The 20,612-nt window shown below is 72.6% G+C and carries 20 protein-coding genes; 8 read left to right on the top strand and 12 right to left on the bottom strand.

Going from position 1 to position 20,612, the window contains the following annotated elements:
* Window positions 1-18: 18 nt before the first annotated feature.
* Complete coding sequence (locus ABD369_RS29260) at window positions 19-936, bottom strand: LysR family transcriptional regulator (protein WP_344639572.1); 918 nt, start codon at window positions 934-936, stop codon at window positions 19-21.
* Between the two features lie 130 nt (window positions 937-1,066).
* Between ABD369_RS29260 and ABD369_RS29255 the strand changes: the two genes are divergently transcribed.
* Window positions 1,067-1,465, top strand: a complete 399-nt coding sequence (locus ABD369_RS29255; protein ID WP_344639571.1) for a carboxymuconolactone decarboxylase family protein — start codon at window positions 1,067-1,069, stop codon at window positions 1,463-1,465.
* 104 nt (window positions 1,466-1,569) lie between these two features.
* On the opposite strand, the gene ABD369_RS29250 is transcribed toward ABD369_RS29255, so the two are convergent.
* The 4 genes from ABD369_RS29250 to ABD369_RS29235 form a co-directional block, all read right to left on the bottom strand.
* Entirely contained in the window at window positions 1,570-3,120 is a 1,551-nt protein-coding gene (locus ABD369_RS29250; protein ID WP_344639570.1) for an AMP-binding protein, read from the bottom strand.
* A 145-nt stretch (window positions 3,121-3,265) separates the two neighbouring features.
* Window positions 3,266-4,489, bottom strand: a complete 1,224-nt coding sequence (locus tag ABD369_RS29245; protein WP_344639569.1) for an acyl-CoA dehydrogenase family protein — start codon at window positions 4,487-4,489, stop codon at window positions 3,266-3,268.
* A gap of 54 nt (window positions 4,490-4,543) precedes the next feature.
* Window positions 4,544-5,386, bottom strand: coding sequence for a 2,3,4,5-tetrahydropyridine-2,6-dicarboxylate N-succinyltransferase (locus tag ABD369_RS29240; protein WP_344639568.1), 843 nt, complete (start codon window positions 5,384-5,386; stop codon window positions 4,544-4,546).
* A 405-nt stretch (window positions 5,387-5,791) separates the two neighbouring features.
* Window positions 5,792-6,637 (bottom strand): GH25 family lysozyme, encoded by an 846-nt coding sequence (locus tag ABD369_RS29235; RefSeq protein ID WP_344639567.1) that lies wholly within the window; start codon window positions 6,635-6,637, stop codon window positions 5,792-5,794.
* A gap of 739 nt (window positions 6,638-7,376) precedes the next feature.
* On the opposite strand from ABD369_RS29235, the gene ABD369_RS29230 reads away from it, so the two are divergent.
* Entirely contained in the window at window positions 7,377-7,661 is a 285-nt protein-coding gene (locus tag ABD369_RS29230; protein ID WP_344639566.1) for a hypothetical protein, read from the top strand.
* 48 nt (window positions 7,662-7,709) lie between these two features.
* On the opposite strand, the gene ABD369_RS29225 is transcribed toward ABD369_RS29230, so the two are convergent.
* Window positions 7,710-7,907, bottom strand: a complete 198-nt coding sequence (locus ABD369_RS29225) for a hypothetical protein (RefSeq protein ID WP_344639565.1) — start codon at window positions 7,905-7,907, stop codon at window positions 7,710-7,712.
* A 605-nt stretch (window positions 7,908-8,512) separates the two neighbouring features.
* On the opposite strand from ABD369_RS29225, the gene ABD369_RS29220 reads away from it, so the two are divergent.
* From ABD369_RS29220 to ABD369_RS29200, 5 genes are all read left to right on the top strand, one after another.
* Window positions 8,513-9,256 (top strand): dienelactone hydrolase family protein, encoded by a 744-nt coding sequence (locus ABD369_RS29220; RefSeq protein ID WP_344639564.1) that lies wholly within the window; start codon window positions 8,513-8,515, stop codon window positions 9,254-9,256.
* A 4-nt stretch (window positions 9,257-9,260) separates the two neighbouring features.
* A complete protein-coding gene (locus ABD369_RS29215) occupies window positions 9,261-9,527 on the top strand; it encodes a DUF6295 family protein (RefSeq protein ID WP_344639563.1) in 267 nt (88 codons plus the stop codon).
* Entirely contained in the window at window positions 9,524-9,850 is a 327-nt protein-coding gene (locus tag ABD369_RS41275; RefSeq protein ID WP_425557808.1) for an LCP family glycopolymer transferase, read from the top strand. Before ABD369_RS29215 ends, ABD369_RS41275 begins: the two co-directional genes overlap by 4 nt.
* Before the next feature lie 251 nt (window positions 9,851-10,101).
* The gene (locus ABD369_RS29205) at window positions 10,102-12,858 is read left to right on the top strand and encodes an ATP-binding protein (protein WP_344639562.1); all 2,757 of its coding nucleotides are present in this window, start codon (window positions 10,102-10,104) and stop codon (window positions 12,856-12,858) included.
* A 199-nt stretch (window positions 12,859-13,057) separates the two neighbouring features.
* Window positions 13,058-13,393, top strand: a complete 336-nt coding sequence (locus ABD369_RS29200) for a hypothetical protein (protein ID WP_344639561.1) — start codon at window positions 13,058-13,060, stop codon at window positions 13,391-13,393.
* A 5-nt stretch (window positions 13,394-13,398) separates the two neighbouring features.
* Here the strand turns inward: ABD369_RS29200 and ABD369_RS29195 are convergent, their stop codons facing one another.
* From ABD369_RS29195 to ABD369_RS29175, 5 genes are all read right to left on the bottom strand, one after another.
* The gene (locus ABD369_RS29195; protein WP_344639560.1) at window positions 13,399-14,253 is read right to left on the bottom strand and encodes an SDR family oxidoreductase; all 855 of its coding nucleotides are present in this window, start codon (window positions 14,251-14,253) and stop codon (window positions 13,399-13,401) included.
* A gap of 214 nt (window positions 14,254-14,467) precedes the next feature.
* Window positions 14,468-14,698, bottom strand: a complete 231-nt coding sequence (locus tag ABD369_RS29190; protein ID WP_344639559.1) for a hypothetical protein — start codon at window positions 14,696-14,698, stop codon at window positions 14,468-14,470.
* 155 nt (window positions 14,699-14,853) lie between these two features.
* Window positions 14,854-15,879 (bottom strand): LLM class flavin-dependent oxidoreductase, encoded by a 1,026-nt coding sequence (locus tag ABD369_RS29185; protein WP_344639558.1) that lies wholly within the window; start codon window positions 15,877-15,879, stop codon window positions 14,854-14,856.
* A 112-nt stretch (window positions 15,880-15,991) separates the two neighbouring features.
* Window positions 15,992-17,593, bottom strand: a complete 1,602-nt coding sequence (locus ABD369_RS29180; protein WP_344639557.1) for a multicopper oxidase family protein — start codon at window positions 17,591-17,593, stop codon at window positions 15,992-15,994.
* Window positions 17,594-18,179: 586 nt separating this feature from the next.
* Window positions 18,180-18,806, bottom strand: coding sequence for a hypothetical protein (locus ABD369_RS29175; protein WP_344639556.1), 627 nt, complete (start codon window positions 18,804-18,806; stop codon window positions 18,180-18,182).
* Window positions 18,807-18,922: 116 nt separating this feature from the next.
* On the opposite strand from ABD369_RS29175, the gene ABD369_RS29170 reads away from it, so the two are divergent.
* A complete protein-coding gene (locus tag ABD369_RS29170; protein ID WP_344639555.1) occupies window positions 18,923-19,756 on the top strand; it encodes an MBL fold metallo-hydrolase in 834 nt (277 codons plus the stop codon).
* Between the two features lie 126 nt (window positions 19,757-19,882).
* On the opposite strand, the gene ABD369_RS29165 is transcribed toward ABD369_RS29170, so the two are convergent.
* Window positions 19,883-20,608, bottom strand: a complete 726-nt coding sequence (locus tag ABD369_RS29165; RefSeq protein ID WP_344639554.1) for a DUF998 domain-containing protein — start codon at window positions 20,606-20,608, stop codon at window positions 19,883-19,885.
* Between the last annotated feature and the right edge of the window lie 4 nt (window positions 20,609-20,612).

Genomic DNA, 20,612 nt, shown 5'->3' with positions numbered 1-20,612 from the left:
CGGAGTCCACCATGGTCGTCAAGGTGCCGCGGAGGGCGGTTGGGTCGGAGGGTCGGCTCGGCCGCTGTCGGAGAGGATCGTGCGGAAGCGTTCGAGGAGCGGGCTGTCGTCCTCCGCACGCCAGACCAGGTAGAGGGTGGTGGAGGTGTCGGCCAGCGGCCGGGCCGCGACTTTGACCCGGCGCAGCGCGCGGTGCGAGTCGGTGAGCACGGCTGCGCCGAACCCGGCCGCGACCAGGGCGAGCAGGGTCTGGACGCTCCTGCCCTCCGCCCCGATCCTGGGGGTGACCCCGGCCTGCCGGCACAGGGCGATGATCTCGTCGTAGGAGTGGGGCGAGACCTCGCGCGGCCAGAGCACGAGCGGGATCCGGCCCAGTGAGTCGAGGGGCGCCGGGCCGGCCGCGTGGGCCAGTGGATGGGCGGCGGGCATGAAGAGGGTCAGCGGCTCCCGCCACCAGGCGGCCGTCGCCAGCCGGCTGTCGCGCCGTGGTAGGCGCTGGACGGCGATGTCGTAGCGGCCGTCGAGTACGCCGTCGGACATCTCGGCGTCGTTGAAGCTCTCCTCCAGGCGGAGATCGACGCGCGGTAGTTCCCGGCGGAGGCGCCCCAGCGCCTCGCCCAGGGGTCCGTTGATGCCGGAGCCGGCGAAGGTGACGGTCAGTCGGCCCGTCAGGCCCTGCGCCGCCAGCTGGACGTCGTCGAGCGCGGCCTGCGCCTCGGCCAGCACCGTGCGGGCGCGCTGGGCCAGGACCCGGCCCGCCGACGTGGGAGTCAGACCACGCCCCTCTCGGGTGAACAGCACCACCCCCAACCGCCGTTCGAGGTCGCGTAGTTGGCGGGTCAGGGTCGGCTGGGTGAGATGCAGGCGGCGGGCTGCCGCGCTGATGCTCCCTTCCTCGGTGATCGCGATGAGGTAGCCGAGTATGCGCAGATCCATCCATACCTCCAGAGCATGGAAAGCATAGATCACGATGCCTCGTGGGCAGAACGGCCGGCCGCCGGGCCACGATGGTCACCACACGGGCGAGCGGAGAAGCCGCTCGACCCACGGACCCGGGAGGGACACCATGACTCGTGAAGAGCGCTACGCACACGGCCTGAAGGTGCTGGAGCAGGTCGACGGCGAGGCCGGCCGACGGGTCGTCGACACGCTCGCCGACACCTCGCCCGAGCTGGGCCACCAGGTCGTCGCGTGGGCGTTCGGAGACATGTACGCCCGGCCTGAACTCCAGCCCCGGGAGCGCCAGTTGGTTACCCTCGGCGTGCTGGCGGCACTCGGCGGCTGCGAGATCGAGCTGGATGTGCACATCAACGCCGCGCTGAACGTCGGCCTGGCTCCGACGGAGATCACCGAGGCGCTGCTGCACTCGGCCGTGTACTGCGGCATGCCGCGGGCGATCAACGCCACGCTCGTGGCCAAGAAGGTCTTCGGCGAACGCGGGCTGCTCCCGCTGACCAACGTGTGATGACATGCCGCGCCCACGGGCGCCGGCCGACTCCCACGGGCACGGCGTGGCGGATCCCGGGAAGGCGGGAGCGGTGCGGGACGAACCGGCCGCGAGCGCGGGCGCTACTCCCCGGCGGTCTCCCGGAGCCGCTCCGCCGCCGCCCGCAGCAGCTTCTTGTCCGGCTTGCCGGCGTCGGTCAGCGGCAGCGCCTCGGCGAAGGTGACGCGGTACGGCTCGTGCGTCGCACCACGCCGCTCGCGGACCATCGCGCACAACTCGTCCGGGTCGATCCGGTTGCCCGGTACCGGCACGACGACGGCGTGCACCCGCTCCACCCGGTCCGCGTCCGGGACTCCGAACACGGCGCTCTGCCGCACCAGGGGGTGGGAGTTGAGAAGGTCCTCCAGTTCGGAGGTGTACACGTGGCCGCCACCCGTGTTGATCAGGTCCTTCAACCGGTCGACGATGGTCAGGTAGCCCTCGTCGTCCAGGAACCCGATGTCGCCGCTGTGCAGCCAGCCGTCCCTGAGGACCGAGGCGGTCAGCTCGGGCTGCTTCCAGTAGCCCTGCATCAGGGTGTCGGAGTGCACGCAGATCTCGCCGTGCTCACCGGGGGGAAGGTCCCGGCCGGACTCGTCACGGATCGCCACCCGGTAGCCGGGTGCCGGCCTGCCGACGGACCGCAGGCGCTCCGGCCGGCTCGGATCGTGGTCCTCGGCGGCGAGGACGCTGATGATGCCCGCCTCGTGCTGTCCGTAGAGCTGGACCAGCACCGGTCCGAACCGCCGCAGCGCGTCGGTGATCCGGGCCGGCGACGCCTGGCAGCCGCCGTAGCTGAGCCGGCGCAGACTGGAGGTGTCGGTGTGCTCGGACCGCGGATGGTCGGTCAGCTGGTAGATCAGCGGGGGCATCAGGAACAGGTCGGTGATGCGCTCGCGTTCGATCGCCTCGAGTACGGCGGCCGGTTCGAACCCGTCCAGTAGTACCGCACTGCCGCCAGCCCGCAGGACCTTGTCGGTCATCTGTCCGGCGGCGTGCGCGATGGTGGTGCACACCAGCAGCCGGAGCGGCTCCTCGGGGCTGCCGGACAACTCCGGCCCGAACGGGCGGACCTGGCCGTAGCTGACGCAGATCCCCTTGGAGTGGCCGGTGGTACCGCCGGAGTGCCGGATGGAGCGGATGTCCTGCGGCCGGGCCCGGCAGGGGAAGGTGTCGGCCGGCTGGTCGGCCGCCAGCGCCAGCAGGTCCTTGCCCACGCTCGCTGGGCCCAGCACCAGGACGCTCTCGACCGGGACCAGGCCGGTGAGCTCCGCGGCCCGGTCGGCGTGCCGGGGATCGACGATCAGCGCATGGGTCTCGACGTCGCGGACCATGACGGCCTGGGTGTCGGCCGACAGCCGGTTGTAGAGCTGGTTCACCCGGCAGCCGACGAGGTTGGCCGCGTAGCGCGCGGCGATGGCCTCGGGCAGGTTCCCGGTCAGCAGGGTGACGGTGTGGCCGCGGTCGATGCCCTGGGCGCGCATGGCCCGGGCCATGCGGTAGGTGAGGTCGCGCAGTTCACCGGCGGTGACGGTGCGCCCTCGGTGGGCAAGGGCCTCCCGATCGGGACAGGAGTCCAGGTCGGCGAGGATCTGCTCCACTTCGGTGAGCAAGGGGCGAGTGGCGGTGGGCATGGGTGATTCCTTGTCGGCGCGGTGCGGCTGTCGCCGTCACCTGGCGGTTCCGGTACGGGAGTTGGCGGTCGGCCCGGGCCGTCGGGGCGTGGTGCCCTTCGAGGGCGTTCGACGACCCGGGGCCGATCGCGGGCTCGGCTGGCCGTCAGTGACGGGCGAGGAGCCGGACGTCCTCGGCCTGCGGGCTCTCGGCCTGCGGAGCGCCGGTCAGCAGGGAGTGGGCCAGCACGCTGTAGAGCGTGTCGTTGGGACCGTCGGCGATGCGCAGCCCGCGGATGTCCCGCAGCCGCTTCTCCATCGGCGTGTGCCGGGTGTACCCCTCACTGCCGTGCAGTTGGAGGGCGAGGTCCACGGCACGGTAGGCGACGTCGGTGGCCAGTGCCTTGGCGGCCGAGCAGGCGGCGGCGTCGATGTCACCCTGGTCGATGCGCTCCAGCAGCGAGAAGCACCAGGAGGTGGCGGCCTCGACCTCGGCGGCGGCCGTGCCCATCCGCGCGGCGACGGAGGGGATGGCGGCCAGCGGCATCCGGCCCACGCTGCGCCGCCGGGTGCGGGCAGCCGACTCCTCGATCGCCGCCGACGCGGTGCCGAGGCAGACCAGCGACATCATCAGCCGCCAGGCGGAGAAGTGGGCGTCGAAGATCCGGCGTCCGTCGCCGGTGGCCCCGAGCAGGAGGTCCTTGTCCAGCCGGGCGTCGACGAAGTGCAGGTGCCCGAAGCTCCATCCCCGCATACCCAGCGGGTCGGTGGTCTCGGTCAGGACGCCCTTGGTGTCGGCCGGTACCCACACCGCCGACAGCGGCACCTCACGGAGGTCGACCGTGCCGGCCTCCTCCCGGCCGACGAGCTTGCAGAAGACGACGAAGCCGTAGGCCTCCTCGACCCTGCTGATCAGACCCTTGGTACCCGACAGCACGAAGTGGTCGCCGTGGTCGACGAGGAGGGTGGTGAAGCCGCGCAGGTCCGATCCCGACTGCGGCTCGCTGGACGCGACGCCCGCCAGCTTCCCCCGGCTGACCACCTGTTCACGGGTGTGCCGGACGAGCTCGGGCGACCCGTAGTTCAGGGCCATGGCGGCATGGCCGGTGCTGAAGACCTCGCGGGCGTCGCAGTCCCGCCGGCCGGCGAGGAACATGGCCACCCCCTGGGCCACCCGTCCGGCCGCACCCGGCCCGTCCGGCGGAGCGAGGTCGATGCCGGTCAGTCCGGCGTCGCAGGCCAGCTTCCGCAGGGCGAGCCAGTCGGGCCGCGGGTCGTCTTCGCAGAGCGGCTGGGGCAGATGGATGTCCAGGAAGGCCGTGAGCCGGGACGCCAGGTCCCTGAGCTCGGGGTGGCGGTTGAGTACCGGAACGATTCCGTTGGCGGACAAGGGAGATGACTCCTCGAAGGATCGGCTGGTGACGGGAGGCGGACGGTGCGGCGGTCAGAGCACCGGCGGCTGGGTGCGCACCACGTCGTTGAGCTTGGCCTTGTCGTGGCGCTCGCCCTTCTTCAGGTGCTTGATCACCAGAAGGCAGGGCAGGCCGAACGTGCCGCCGGTGAACTCGCGCGGACGGCTGGCGGGAACCGCGACCGTCCACGGCGGGACGACGCCCCGGCTGAGCTCCTCCCCGGTGGCGGCGTCGATGACGGGGATCGTGTCGGTCAGCAGCGCTCCGGCGCCCAGCAGCGCGCCCTCGCCGACCCGGGCGCCGCTGTAGATCATCGACCGGGCGCCGATGAAGGCGTCGTCCTCGATCACGACCGGCTTGGCCATGGGCGGTTCGATCATGCCGCCCAGCCCGACCCCGCCGGACAGGTGGACGTTCCTGCCGATCTGGGCGCAGGAGCCGATGCCGACCCACGAGTCCACCAGCGTGCCTTCGCCGACGTAGGAGCCGATGCCGATGTGACTCGGCATCACGACGACTCCGGGCTCCTGGTAGCTGCCGCGCCGGATCACGGCACCCGGCGACACCTGGACACCGGAGCCGCTTGTTCCGGACTTCAGCGGGATCTTGTCGGCGCACTCGAACGGGCCGAACTGCGTCTCCACGGGCTTGGCCTGCTTGTACAGCAGGAGGATCGCGGACTTCAGCCACTCGTGCACCACGACCTCGCCGTCCACGAGCTCGGCAACCCGCGCCCGGCCGGTGTCCAGCAGATCGATCGCCGCGTCGACGGCGGCGACCACCTCCGCGGAGTGCAGCGGGATCTCGTCCCGCCGCTCCCAGAGTTCCTCGATCTCGGTTCGCAGCATCGCCATGTCGGCGCCACGGTTTCGCATCGCGTTTCAATGCTTCCTGTAGGAACGGAAGGCCCGCCGGTCATCCCCGGGGCCGTTTGCCGGGCGCTCGGCTCGAACTGCGCTCCGCGTGATCCCCGGTTACGGCGATCGGCTGCCCCTCGCTCGAACGGGGTGTCAGCACGGCGATGTGCGCAGCGAGTTACCTTTCGGTAACTGCCCGACTGACCCAGTCTCACATGTTGGGATTCGTAGATCAAATCGCCAATTGGGAATGGATATGAAGGTCACAAAGCGGTTTTTGGTCGACTTGAAAGGTCGGCTTATTGGCGGTCGAGAGCGTGGCTGCGGCATGGAGAGGCCCGTTTCCGCGGTGCCGCGGAAGCGGGCCAAGGGTGGGTGCGGGGGCGCGTTCACAGCCCGTGCGCCCGGTTCGGGCGGCGCCGGTCAGGTGACGTTGTCGGTGCGGAAGGCGCAGTCCCAGGTCGCCGGGCCGACGATGCCGTCGACCTGGAGCCCCTTCTCGCTCTGGAACTGACGGCAGACCGCCGCCGAAGCGGGTCCGTACCAGCCGTCGACGGCGATGCGCCAGCCGCGATCGGCCATCCGCTGCTGCCAGATCCGCACACTGGCGTCGTGCTGCATCGGGGATTGCAGGTGCAGGTACTCGCCCGGCCATGCCGGCCCGGGGTCCGGCGTCGGGGTGGGCTGGAACGATGCGGCCCAGGCGCGCAGCGCGTCCGCGCTGTCCAGGTGGCAGTAGTCCTGGTCCACGCCGCCGGAGTCCGAGTACTGGTGGAAGAGCCAGGCGGCCTGGATGCCGGGCTGTCCGGCCGGCCGGCCGGAGGTGGCTATCCAGAGGAAGTCGGCGAAGTAGCTGGTGGTGTCGACGTGCTGCCAGTAGTCCTTGTTGCAGTACATGCCGACCGGATTGTGCGGCAGCCGCTGCTTGACGTACCGGAGCCACGCCTCCTTGTACGCGAGCTGGTCCGGCTTCGGCACCGAGGAGTTGGCGCTGTCGTACCCCTCCCAGTCCAGCACGACCAGCTCACCGGCCTGCGGCTGGGCCGTGGAGAGGAAGCGGGTCGCCTCCGCCGGCACCGGATTGGCCATGTGGGGGTAGTGGTAGTAGCCGAGCACGAGGCCGGCGGCACGGGCGTGGTCCCGCTGCGCCGTCCACACGGGGCTGGTGTACGTCAGACCCTCGGTCACCTTGATGAAGGCGAAAGCGAGGCCGCTGGTGTCCGGGGTGGCGGGCTGGTAGCTCGACCAGTCCTGGCCGTAGATGCCCATGTTCACTGCTCCTGGGGCTCGGGGATCGGGGGATGGCGATCGTCGGTTCCGGCTGCTCGCCGATGAGTTGACCGTCTTCCGGTAATCCGGCACGGCCCGGCGGGCCTGGCGTCACGGCCCGGCGGGGAGGTGCGGCACGGGATCGGGGGAGGTGCACTGTGCTCGATCGGTGCAGAAGTCCTGCCGTGGCCACCGGCAGGAATCCGTACCGGAAGAACAGGTAGGTCGTCGGAACTGTCGAAGACCTCGCCGCCGGGGCGGCGGGGCTGTTGTCCAACGCGGTGGCCCGGCTGGTGAGATCCGGTCTGCTATGCGGTGCGCCGCGTTGAAGTCGGGAGCAGGGAGCGGTGAACGCCACTGCCCCGGTGGTGATTCGCTCGGTAACTCGTGCGGAAACAGAACAGATTGTCGGTGGATTCGACCCAGGCGCCTACCTCGTCCGGATTGCTGATACCCGGATAGCCGACTTCCAATAGCGCTGGGACGACTCCCTTTTCGCGGTGTGAACTCGATGTTCGCGCCGCGGAGTTCAGGGGCGGGCGGGAGTGGGCGTGCGCCGCCCGCGCTCTTCGGGTAGCCGACCAGCCCCGCGCGGCCGGGCCCGTGCGTCCGGGCCCGTGCTGGCACTCCCAGGTACGCCCGTCCTGAGCGCCTGTCAAAGGCTCGACGGGTCCCAGCCGTGAGGGCGGCGAAGCCTCATGGATCGGTACCGGTGGAGCCGACCTGGACAATGGATCACATGAGCGAGACACATGACCTGCGAGCACGCCTGGAAGCACTGGAGGCTGAGGTCGAGCGGCTCCGGAAGGAGGCCGCGGCCACCCGCGCGCTCGGCGCGACGGCCGGACACGGCGGCGAGGACCGCAGTGTGCGGCGCGAGCAGCGGCAGCCCCTGACCAAGCTCGCCGAAGCCGTCGGCGTCCTGATAACCGGACCGGCCGGTCCTGCCCCGGTATCCGGCGGCCTCCCGGACGGCTGCACCGCGCCCCACGAGGAGCCGGGGCGCCTGCCCGGACGGGACTGATCGCCTCCGCGGGCGGGGGTGACGCGTCGGCGCGCCCGGCTGCGACGTTCAGCCCGCCTCGCCGTCCTCCGGGGTCGGATGCGCGCTGCCGGGCTCGCGGGCGCGTTCCGCACGGTGTGCGGCGGCGATCCGCTCGGCGCGGGCGGCGGTACGGGCGAGCCCGCCGATCAGCAGGAGCAGGAACACCGCCGCGACTACGGCAGTGATGATCCCTGCGGTGGTGACGGCGTCGGCGAGTTGGCGCATAACGGATCTCCCAAACGGGGTGGTTGTCGCGCCAGCTCAACGGCGTGGCGGGCCCGAGGTCATGGCCGAGGCGGGCCCAGCCGACGATTCACCCGTCCGGGTCATCCGGAACGGCCGTCGGCCGAGACCGAAAGGCGGGCAGGGCCAACCGGGCGAGGCCGGCGTCGGCGGGCCGGTCACCCCGCGTCCGGGCACGGGGGAGGCCCGGTGACAGCCGGGCCTCGGGGGTGCTCCGCCACAGCGGAGCAATGTGTTCGGATCCGTCGATCCGCCGCTGTCAGCGGCCCGGGCCTCCGTCGACACGGAGCCCGTTCGTTTCTACGGCGCCTTTACGCAGGAACTGCCTCGGCCGGGCTTCGCCCGCGTGTCTGTGATGACAGTGCTGATCAGCTCCACGTCCCAGTGTGCGCCCGGCCCGGCCGCTCCGCCACTCCTCGGCGACCCGCCGGCCCGAACCGGGTGGGGCAGCGGCCGACGACCCGGACACCCGGCTAGATGCTGGCGCTCCCCGCGGCTGTGCAGCACCCCTCCCGTCCCGCCCCGGTGCCCGTTCGGCAGCGCGCCGGTCCGGACGGAGGTGGGCCCTGCGCGGTATAGCTGGCGGCATGAACGATTCCCTGAGTGCCGAGACCGTCAGGATCACCGGTCACGGCGGTGACGAGATCGAGGCGTATCTGGCCCGCCCGGACGGTGATCAGCGACGCGGTGGCGTCGTGGTCATCCACCACATGCCCGGCTACGACCGGGCGACCAAGGAGATCGTCCGCCGCTTCGCGGAGCTGGGCCATGACGCGGTCTGCCCGAACCTGTACTTCCGCGAGGCCCCCGGAGCCGCACCCGACGACGCGGCCGCCGTCGCCCGGGCCGCGGGCGGAGTCCCGGACGAGCGACTGCTCGGGGACGTGGCCGGCGCCGCCGCGATCCTGCAAGCGCTGCCGAGCTCAAACCGCCGCGTCGGGGTGATCGGTTACTGCTCGGGCGGGCGGCAGGCGGTGCTGGCGGCCTGCAACCTGGACCTGAACGCCGCGGTGGACTGCTACGGAGCGTTCGTCACCGGCACCCCACCCGAGGGCTTTCCGCTGCAGGTGACCAACCTGGTCGACCAACTGCCGCAGCTGCGCACACCGTTGCTCGGCCTGTTCGGCACCGAGGACACGTTCCCCGGTCCGGAGCAGGTCGCGGAGCTGGAGCGGATTCTGACCGCCCACGGCAAGGACTTCGAGTTCCACAGCTACCAGGGTGCGGGCCACGCCTTCTTCGCGGTGGACCGCCCCTCCTACAACGTGGCCGCGGCCAACGACGGTTGGGAACGGATCAGCGCCTTCTTCCGCCGGCACCTGGGAGGCTGAGCCCATGTGCACCTACGCCACAGTCAGGGACGAGGTCGACGGCAGCGCCAAGGGGCCCGGCGGCCCCTGGTTCCACGTCTCCGACGTGACGGTGTACTTCGACCATCCCGTGCACGCCATGGCCGAGCACACCCTGAACATCGACTTCGCCGACCCCGCCAAGGGGCCCTCGGCACGGGTCGCGGTGGAGCTCACCGCCGAGTCCGCCCGCCGGCTGGTGGCCGCCGTCCAGGCGGCACTGGCGGCCGCGCCCGACGGCCTGACCGGCTGACGGCGCTGCGCGGGCGTGGTGGGTGCTCCGGCTGCACGGTGGCCGCGGTCCAGCTGCTCACCGGGATACTCGTCGACCACTTCGCGATGGTGGACTTCGCAGGGGTGGTGAGCACGTCCGACGCCGTCGGCGGAGTCGACGTCTGCGTGGATGACGACGCCGGTCGAACGTACTGTCATTCGACGGCCGCGCCCAATCGCGGTCCTCCCGGAGGATCCGGTCCATGCCTGCGTACCACCACGAACCATCGATCAAGAGTCCCTCGTCAGACCCGGCAGACCGGCCCGAGGTGGATCTCGTTCCGATCGGACAGAGGACTCTGAACATCGCCACCCCCGGGGCGGGACGGCTGCGTTGCAACCGCCGACGATTCCACCCACTGCCAGGCCCCCGCGAGAGCGCCGAGAGCCTCTGAGCCCGCGCAGGCGCAAGGAGGAGAGGATGCAGACTTCGTTCGACCGCAGCCGCCTGGCCTCCGACCGGGCGGATTGTCAAGCCCGCAGCCGAGTTGTCCGTTCAGCAGTAGCCTCAGCCTCGGTAACGACGGCTGTGGAACGGCGAATTGGAGGCGACGGTGTTCGAAGGGGAGCCCGAGGCCGGGGGTGACGGCGGGGCCGGCCAGGGCGGCTGCCCGCTGCACGAGCGCGAGGCCGAGATCCAGTCAGCCGGGCAGGCGGTCGAGGCGCTCACCCGGCACGCCGGTGCCGGGATCGGGGAGCTGCTGGTCTACACCGGCGCGGCCGGGCTGGGTAAGACCGCGGTGCTGACCGAGGTGCGGCGGCAGGCGAAACGCGCGGGTTGCACGGTGCTGTTCGCCCGGGGCGGGGAGCGGCAGCGCCATGAGCCGTTCTGCGTGGTGCGCCAGCTGGTGCAGCCGGTGCTGGCGGCCCTGTCCGACGAGGAGCGGGCGCAGGTCTTCGGGCCCTGGGAGGACATCGTCGGTCCGGCGGTGGGGCTGCTGCCGCCTGGAGGGCAGCTCGACCCGCAGGGGGTGCGGGACGGGCTGGACTTCGTGCTCACCCGCCTCGTGCAGCGGCGCTCGCCGGTAGCCGTGGTCGTCGACGACCTGCACTGGGCCGATCCGGAGTCGCTCGGCTGGCTGGCGGGCTTCGCGGTACGCGCGCGGGAGCTGCCGGCCCTGCTCGTGCTCGCCTGCCGCGACGAGTTCCGCGACGACGCCCTGACGCTGCAGCGCGGCCTCGTCGGCAGGGCCGACCGGCGGCACGAACTGCGGCCGCTCCAGCCGGCATCGGTCGCGCACCTGGTCCGTGCGGCCCTGGGCACGCAGGCGGAGGACGCCTTCTGCCGTCACGTCTGGGCGGTCACCGCCGGGAACCCGTACGAGACCACCGCCCTGCTGCGCGAGGTGCTCGACCATCGGCTCGATCCGGTGGAGGAGAGCACCGGACAACTGCGCGAACTCGCCTCCAGTGCACGGGGGATGACACTCCGGCTCTGGCTGGACAAGCTCGGCCCGACCACGCTGCGATTTGCTTGGGCCGCGTCCATGCTGGGCACCGACATCCGCCCGGACCTCGCCGCCGTCATCTGCGCCCAGGGTCCGGAGACCGCCGCCCAGTCGATCCGGGAACTGCGCCGACACGGGGTGCTGACCGGCACGCCGGGAGGCAGGCTGGAGTTCGTCCACCCGCTGATCGCCACCTCGGTCTACCAGTCGATGCCGCCCGCCACCCGGACCGGGATGCACGGAGTCGCCGCCGTCGAGACCGAGAACGCCGGCCTCGGCCTGCTGACCGCATCCCGGCACCTGCTGGAGACCCTGCCCGAGGGGGACGGCGAGATCGTCGGCAAGCTGCGCCGGGCCGCCCGCGAGCACCTGGCCATCGGCGCGCCCGGGGCGGCCCAGCGCTGCCTGCGCCGCGCCATCAGCGAGCCGCCCGCCGACGAGGACCGGGCCGCGGTGCTCTACGAACTCGGCTGCTCGGCGTTGCTCACCGACCCGGTGACCACGGTCAACCAGCTGCGCCTGGCGCTCGCGGACCCGTACGGGCTGGGCCCCGAGCTCAGGGTGGACGCGACCTTCCGACTCGCGCAGGCCCTCGCCCACAGCAATCGGCTCGGCGAGGCCGCCGCGGTCTGTGTCGAGGAGGCCGCTCGCACCCGGCCCGGACCCGGACGCCTGCGCCTGGAGGTCGCTCACCTCATGTTCGCCGCGTTCCAGTCCGAGGACGAGGACGGCCCGGGCCGCTCCCGGCGGCTCGCGGAGTTCGACCGGATGTTCGGCACGATCGGCCTGGCCCGTACCGACACCGGCACGGTCAGCGAGCCGACTCCGGACGAGGCCGTGTTCGAACGTGACGGCCTGGCCCATGCGGTGGCCGTGCTGCGCTGCTGGGACCTCACGCTGCGCGGCGCGGACCGCGAGGAGGTGATCGCCCTGGCCGAGTCTGCACTCCCGGACGGCCGACTGCCCCGCAGCCTTGGCTGGACCAACACCACTTGGGGCTTCGAGCTGCCCGGGATCCTCGGCATCAGCTACCTCTACGCCGACCGGGTTGACCGGGCGGACGAGCTGTTCACCGAGGCGGTCCGCGCGTACGAAGTCGCCGGGTGGAGCGGCGGCCACCTCGGCTTCGCCTACCTGCTGACCGGAATGCTCCGGTTCCGCTGCGGTGCCCTGGCGGAGGCGGAGGACTACCTGGGCCGGGCTCTGCGCATCGCCGAACGGATTGGTCCGGGCGTCCCGCTGCACTGGGACGCGGTCGGGGCGCTGGCCGAGACCCTGGCCGCGCGCGGTCGGCTCGCCGAGGCCTTGGAGCTCGCGCGCACGCACGCCTTCGGCCCGCCGTACCCGACGGTGATGGTGCTGCCCGACGCCCCCACGCTGTACGGCCGCCTACTGCTGGCCCGGGGCGACGCGCCCGGCGCGGCCGCGACGCTGACCGCCGCTGGCGCGGCCCTGGACGCGCGCGGGTGGCGCAACACGGTGTGGGCGCCGTGGCTCGGGCACCTGGCGCGGGCGGTCGCCCCCGACCAGCCGGACCGGGCCCGCAACCTCGCCGAGGAGGCCGTTCGCCGGGCCCGGCAGTCCGGGACGGACTCGGCCATCGGCAGCGCTCTACGGCTCTGCGCGGCGGTACACGACCGGCCACACGCGGCTGAGCTGCTCGCGGAGGCTGTCCGGCACCTGGAGCGGTCTCCCGCCCGCTACGAGCACGCGATCGCCCTGGTCGACCTCGGTGAGGCGCTGGGCACCGCTCCAGCCGCCCGTACCGCCCTGGCTCAGGGACTGGAGCTGGCCACCCGCTGCGACGCCGACGGCCTGGCCGCCCGGGCCGGGGACCTCCTGCGCACGGGCGCGACGGGCTGAGGTGCGCCGACGACGCCGTGGACGCCGCGCTCCGCCGATGGGGGGCGCCTCCCACCATGAAGTGACGAAGGCGTACGGCCCCTCGGCCTGCCCACCCGCCGGACCCGGCGTCATCCGACGGCCTCGGCCTCCGGAACGGGGTCGGCCATGCCAGTGTCGAGGATCGCGGGCACCAGCGGTCGGCCGGCGGGGTGCGGCGGTGGCGGATCGCGGCGTCCCGCAGGCCATCGACCCGGACGACCCCGACCGGCTCGGCCCGGCCACCGCCGCCTCCGCCGTGTTCCGGGCCGTCGCCGCCGACCAGCCGCTCCCCGCCGCCGCCACGGCGCCCCCGGACACCGGGCAGGCCGCCGGGCCGCCGTCCGGGCCGGACCCACCGACCCCGACCGAAGCCGGGAGCCGGCTGTCCGACGGTCCGACCGGCGGGGCCGTTGGCAAGGGCGGCGTCGCGGTCAGCACCGACGACACCACCCCGTTCGGGCCGCCCGCACCCGCCCATGCCCGCAACCCGCAGATCCCGGACTCAGCGCCCTGAACCCGTCAGCGGAAGTCGTCCGCGTGGTCGGCGGCCCACTCCTCGAAGGTCCGGGCCGGGCGTCCGGTGATGCGCTGCACCTCGTCGGTGCGCTGGGGGTCGGTGCCGACCGAGGCGCCGAAGTAGCCGAGGAGCTGGAGAGCGACCTCCTTGGGGAAGCTGTCGGAGGCCATCGCGTCGGCGGCCGCCTCCACCGTGATGGTCTCGAAGCGGACCTCCCGGCCGATGGCGCGGCCGATCGCGGCGGCCTGCTCGGCCACGGTCACCGCCTCGGGCCCGGTGACGTAGGGAGCGGTGCCGAGCAGTGCACCGCTTCGGTCCAGCAGGGCGCGGGCGGAGACAGCGGCGAGGTCAGCCTCGTGGACGGGGGCGGCGACCGCCTCCGGGAACGGCCCGCGCACCACGCTCTCGGCCTTGATGCCCGGGGCCCACTGCAGCGCGTTGGTGGCGTACATGCCGCCGCGGACGAAGGTCCACTCCACCCCGGATGCCTGGATCGCGCGCTCCACCGAGGCGTGCATCCGGGAGATGAAGCCCTCGTCGTCGGCGGTGGTGTCGGTCACCGACAGCGAGGAGTTGAGGACGATCCGGCGCACCCCCGCCTTGACGGCGGCATCGACGACTTGGAGCGCCGCCTGGCTGCCGCCGGCCGCGAGGTTGAGCCAGAGCGCCTCGGCGCCTGCCAGCGCCGTCTCCAGGGACGCGGGGTCGGTCAGGTCGGCCCGGACGGTCTCGGCGGCGGCGGGCAGCCCGGCGCGCTCGGGATCGCGGGTCAGGGCGCGGACGGGCGCGCCCTCGGCGAGAAGCAGGTCGACGAGGTGGCGTCCGATGTTGCCGGTCGCTGCGCTCACAACGATCACAGGGGTGTCCTCCCGATCGGGTCGAGAGCCGGGTCTTCGACGGCCGCCGTGGCTACGGTCGGCCGGGTCCGGCGCTGTCACGCGGTGGTTGACCGCGTAGGTGGACAACGGACTCGCCGACCGGTTGTTTCCGGCCATGGACGGAGAGGGGCGGTTTTCGGCCACGGCGAGGGGTGCCGCGGCGCTCTCTCCCGCGGGCGGAGACGGGGCGGGTTCAGGCGGAGTGGTGTCGGGTCGCGCCGAAGCCGGTCTCGTGGTCCCAGACGTGGGTGCAGGCCGGGCACTGCAGGTGGAGGAGGCTGCCGGTGTTGGAGAGGAGATAGCGCCAATGCTCGCCGCAGGTGAGCTGCTCCCGGCACGGAGCGCAGTCGCGGGCGTCGTCACAGCTCGGGCAGGCCACCCACGCGCGGCGTCCGATGTCGGCCTGCGGATCAATGGGCAGCACGGCCGTCCTTCGGTTGTCCGAGCGGGGTGAAGGGCCGGTCGAGTCGGCGTGGTGACGGAACATGCCTGCAGAACTTAGGCAAGCCTTACCTATCTGTCAAGCATGGCTATCGGCGGCCGGCAGTCGAACCGGGGTGTCGGAGGGCAAATCCGGAATCACCGTGCGATCGGGCTGGGTGCGAGGCCCATCGCCTCGGCGAGCAGCCGGTACGAGTCGAGCAGCGCCGCCCGGTCGTAGGCGTGGGTCGTGACCAGGAACTCGTCGGCTCCGGCGCGCGCCATCAGGGTGCCGAGGGCGACCGCGGCCTCCTGCGGCGTGCCGGCCACGTGCCCGTGGAGTGCCTGCTCGTAGGCGGCGCGCTCCCGAGGGCTCATCTCCCGGGCCAGGACCTCCGGCTCCGGGGTGAGCGGCGGGAACTCCCCGTGGGTACGGGCGTACGCGCTCGACCAGGCCTCGGAGACCAGCAGTTTCCTGGCCTCGGCGGCCGTCCCGGCGACCGCCACGTTGCCCGACAGCACGACGTACGGCTCCGCGCCCTGCGCGGACGGACGGAACCGGGTCCGGTAGCGGTCGACGGCGGCCAGCATCTCGTCCTCCCCGCGGAGCGCGCCGATGACCAGCGGAAGCCCGGCGTCGGCGGCGATGTCGGCACCGGCGCCGGTGGCCAGGACGAAGGCCGGGACCCGCAGGCCCTCGGCCGGCCGGGCGTGGACGTCGGGGTGGACGCCCTGCGATCCGTCGAAATAGCCCAGCAGCTCGGCCAGTTGGCCCGCGAAGGCGTCGGCGGCGTCCTTGCCCCGGCCCAGCGCCCGCCGGACGCCGTCGGTGAACCCCACCGAACGGCCGAGGCCCATGTCGATCCGCCCGGGGAAGAGCGAGGAGAGCACCCCGAACTGCTCGGCCACCACCATCGGTCGGTGGTTGGGGAGCATCACACCGCCGGTGCCGACCCGGATCCGGCTCGTCCGCGCCGCCACCGCGGCGGCCAGTACCGTGGGCGCGGAGCCGGCCACCCCGGGCACGCCATGGTGCTCCGACACCCAGAACCGGTGGTAGCCCAGCCGCTCCGCCAACTGTGCGAAGGCCACCGTGTCCCGCAGCGCCTGCGAAGCGTCCTGCCCCTGTCTGGTGCGGGAGCGGTCCAGCACTGAGAGTCGGGTCGCAGGCGTCGCAGTAGTCACACCGACGCCAACCTCCGTCGGCACCGGCCGCATTCCCGGCCGCCTCGGCGGCGGCCTCAGCCTCCAGCGGACGTGCCGTCACCCGGCGCGCGAGCGGGGCGGCGGGAGGCTTTCACTTCCCGGACTTCTTGGGCGTCGCCGGCTGCTGCGGTGACGCGGGCTGCTTCGGCGCCGCCGGCTGCTTCGGCGCCGCCGGCTTCTCCGGTTCCGCCTGCTCCTCCGGGTCCGCCGGCAGGACGTCGATCCGGCCCATCTGCCCGTGCGAGGAGTGCACCAGGTGGTGGCAGTGGTAGACGTACTCGCCGGAGTAGTCGCCCCAGGTCATGGCGATCCGGACGGTCTCGCCGGGGTAGATGGGGATGGTGTCCTTCAGACCCGCCTCGGCGGGGCCGGGCGGCCGGCCGTCGCGGTCCAGCAACCGGAACTGCACCAGGTGGACGTGGAACGAGTGCGGGGCGTGGAAGACCCCGGCCGGTTTGCGGTTGGGCCAGTTGTGGATCGTCCAGATCTCGCTGGTGCCGAGCGTGGTCTCGACGTCCACCCGGTCCGGGTCGTACTTGCGTCCGTTGATCCTGGTGTCGGGGAAGGTCTGCATGAAGAACTCCCGCTCCACCATGCCCTTCGGTACCGGCGGCAGGGTGGCCAGCACACCGGGAACCCGGCTCGGGTCGTCGGCCTTGCGGGTGATGTCGAAGCGCAGCACCTCCGGCCGTTCGGACTCCAGCGCGGCCGTGTTCTCCAGCACCACCGAGGAGCCGATCGCGTAGCGGGAGAAGTCGACGACGATCTCGGCCCGTTCCGCACCAGCCAGCGTCAGTTCGTCCCGCGGGACGGGAGCGGCGAGCAGGCCGCCGTCGGAGGCGATCTGGATGAAGTGGGCGCCGTCGGCGAAGCGCAGTGAGATGTGGCGGTTGGGAGCCACGTTGTAGACGCGCAGGCGGTACTTGCGGGCCGCCACCGCGAAGTGCGGCCGCTCCTTGCCGTTGACCAGCATGTGCGGGCACTCGTACGGCGAGACGTACCGCAGGGTGCCGTCGGCCTCGATCCGCGCGTCCCGGAACAGCAGCGGGATGTCGAACTCGCCGTTGGGCAGCGGCAGACTGCTCTCGTGCGGGTCGCTGAGCAGATAGGCACCGTGCAGGCCGCGGTAGACGTTCTCGGCCTCCTTGCCGTGCGCGTGGTCGTGGTACCAGAGGGAGGCGGCCACCTGGTTGTTGGGGTAGCGGTACTCGCGGGACTCCCCGGGATCGATCAGGGCCATCGGCAGGCCGTCGTACCTTGAAGGAACGTTTCCGCCGTGCAGATGGACCGAGGTGGACACGTCCAGGGCGTTGGTCTGCTGGACCACCACCTCGCGTCCCCGCAGCGCCCGGATGGTCGGGCCGGGGAAGCAGCCGCCGTAGGAGTAGACCGTGGTCTGCAGCCCCTTGACGATCTCCACCTGGGTCTCGGCCATCCGGAGCTGGTACAGCTCCGAGGACGCCGTCACCGAGGTCGGGCGAAGGACCGGAGGGATGGGCATGGCATGGGCGAACGGAGCGGAACGGGCGAGCTCCTCGTCCTCCGGCCACAGCTCGGCCGGCCCCGCCGGCGCCTCGGGCGGGGCCTCGTGCACGGGCTTCGCCTTAGGGGGGTCGATCATGCGGCCCCAGGGGAACATGGCCGCCGCGCCGCTGATGGTGGCGGCCGTCAGGATGTGGCGTCGATTCAGCATGCCCCGTGTGCCTCTCCGTCCGAGTCCCGGCGGTTGGTGAACCGCCGGGCGGGTGGCCGGTCGCGGAAGCCGAGTCAGAAAACACCCGATCGCTGACCGTGGTTCTCTTGACTCGCTCCGTCACCGCCTGTCGGCCCAGTATCAGCGGGCGCCGCAGCGCGTGCACCACGGCGACGGCGGGGGAGTGCGCCGCATCCGGAGGGAGACGGCGTGAAAGCCGGGTGAACCCGGCCGCCTCGGGCGCCGGGCGCGGCGCGAATCCGGTCACGAGGCGTCAGAACGCGATCGGGTGCCGCTGAGCCGGCCGGGTGACGCGGCGTCCGTCCGGCGCGCCGGGCGGGTTCCGGGACGGGGTGTCAAGTGTCGGCAGCCGTGACCGGCCAGCCGCGGACGGCGATGGTGATGGTCCGTTTGGCGTCCGGCCGTCGCCCGGCCACCACGTTCCAGTCGATGGTCTGCGGCTGTGCCGTGCCCCGGCCGCCGGTGTGCCCTGTCTCGTGGAGCCCTCTGCGGGGCTGCTCGCGAGCCGGTCTTCCGGCAGGGGTGCGGCTGCCCGGCGAGCTCGTCCGGCCCGGAGGATGTTGCCCTACCGATCTCGGGTTTTATAGTGAAAAATGTTGACACAAACGATAGTTGACGAGATATCAGGCGCTGGGCGGAGGTGGGCGATGGTGTCCGGGGAGAGGGGACCACCGGCCGGAGACGGAGTGCCAGGAGTGCCGCTCATCGTGCCTGTGGCTCCCCGGGACCGGCCTGCTCGGGCTCTGCCCGGGGCGTGGTCCGCCGCCCTGCGGCAGGCTCGGCCGGCGCTAGTGATGATCCGCTCTGCCGGCGCGTCCCCGGCGGAGTGCACCGCTTCGGCGGCAGGCCGCGGTATGCGGACGCGGCCCCGGGCCAGCGAGGCGGCCGCAGCGACCAGGGACATCGCGATGGCCAGCCAGAACACCACGATCAGGCCCTGGTGGAAGGGCTCGGAGATCAGCTGGGGGAAGTACTCACGGCCGGTCAGGGTCTGCGCGCCGGCCGCGGGAAGCTGTCCGAGCACCTGCGGGCCGAGCAGTTGCCGGAGCGGGGTGTAGCCGAGGGACACGGCGAAGAGGATGCCCACCGGCGGCAGCGAGGCGCTGGTACGGGCGTCCGCGGCGGGCACGCCCTTCGCGGTGAGCCCGGCGCTGAGCGTGTGCGGCAGCGACCCGGCCAGCCCCGCGGCCATCGAGATTCGGCCGTCCGCCGCGCCACCGTCCGATGCCCTGGACGGCCGGAGTGTTCGCCCTGCACTGTGGCCTGAGCCGCCGACGGTCGGTGGCGCGAACACTCTTTGGGGGTCGAATGACCGTTCATCATCTGGACTGCGCCGGTATGTGCCCGTTCGGGGGCCGGTTCCTACTGGGCACCGGCGGCCCGCTGACCGGGCGGATGGTGACCCACTGCCTGCTGGTGGAGAGCGCCGACGGCCTGGTCCTGGTCGACACGGGCTTCGGGACCGAGGACGTGGCGGACCCGGCGCGGCTGGGGAGGAGGTTCCGGCTGGTGAGCCGGCCGCGGCTCACGCTCGCCCGTACGGCCCTGCACCAGATCCGCACGCTCGGCTACCGCCCGGAGGACGTACGTCACATCGTGCTCACCCACCTGGACCTCGACCACGCGGGCGGGCTGGCGGACTTCCCGCACGCCGAGGTGCACGTACTCGCGGACGAGCTGCGGGCCGCCCGGACCCTCGCCACCCGGGGCGAACGGGACCGCTACCGTCCGGCCCAGTGGGCGCACGGCCCGAAGTGGGTCGAGCACCAGGCCGACGGCGAGTCGTGGTGCGGCTTCGAGGCGGTCGGGCCGCTGACCGGTTCGGTGCCGGAGATCCTGCTGGTACCGCTGCCGGGGCACACCAGGGGCCACTGCGGCGTCGCGGTGAAACGCGGCGGCGGCTGGCTGTTGCACTGCGGCGACAGCTACTTCTGGCACGAGGAACTCGATCCGGCCGACCCGCGCTGCCCGCCCGGGCTGGCGGCCTTCGAACGACAGGTCGCCTTCGACGACCGGGCGCGCCGCAACAACCAGGAGCGCCTGCGCGAGCTGCGCCGCACACACGGCGGCGAGATCGAGCTGTTCTGCTCCCACGACGCCGTGGAGTTCGTCCGCGCTCGCGGTACCGGTCCGGTCCGGTAGCCGGGCCGACGGCCAGATCGGGCCCTCGGCTCGCGGAGGATCCCGCGGCCGGCGTCGCGTCGTCCCGCTCCACTCAGGGCCGGGTGCCCGCTCAGGTGCGGCGCGGCGGCTGTCGCGGGGGCAGGGCTAGGGACGGGCGGCGGTCCGCTCGACGCCGGGCTCGGCGGCCGGCTGCGGCCGCGACCCGGCGCGGGCCCGGCCGGCCTCGGCGGCCAGCAGGGCGAACCACACCCCGGCGGTGACGAGGTGGATGCGCTGTGCCAGGCCGTGGCCGCCCGGGTGGCCGAGGAACGGGCCGGTCGTGGCGATCGCGGCCGCCATCGAGACGGGCAACAGCCAAGGCGCCCAGCGGCGCACCAGGGTGAGGGACGGCACCGAGTACCGGGCAGCGGCGATGAACAGCGCCATCGAGGCGAACAGGACGAGGTGGACCAGGCCGCTGGTGGTGGTGTGCCAGGGGTTTCCCTCCGGGCAGCCGTGCTCGATCGAGGGCGCGCAGCGCATCGGCAGCAGCACGTCGGCCACCGAGAACACCCCGAGCGCGGCCAGGCAGGCGCACCCGGCCGCGGCCAGCCGCCCGGGGAACAGCCCCCGGGCGAGCACCGCGCCGCCGGTGATCAGCCCCGCGCAGACCACCTCGACCAGGCTGAACAGGACCCGGTAGGGCTGGTCCGCCGCGAACAGCTCGCTGACGTAGGAGTCGCGCTGGTCCAGCCCGGTCGGCAGGAAGAACTGCAGGACCCAGTCGTTGTAGACCATCGACGCCACTGCCAGCGTCCCGGCGGCCGCGATGCGGCGCACCCCCGCCGACAGCGGTCGGGCCGGGGGCCGTGCTGCGACCGAAGCGGGCACCGCT

The organism is Kitasatospora cystarginea (assembly GCF_039533515.1).
GTDB lineage: Bacteria > Actinomycetota > Actinomycetes > Streptomycetales > Streptomycetaceae > Kitasatospora > Kitasatospora cystarginea.
The sequence above is the reverse complement of the archived record's forward strand: the minus strand, read 5'-3'. Positions and strand labels throughout refer to the sequence as shown.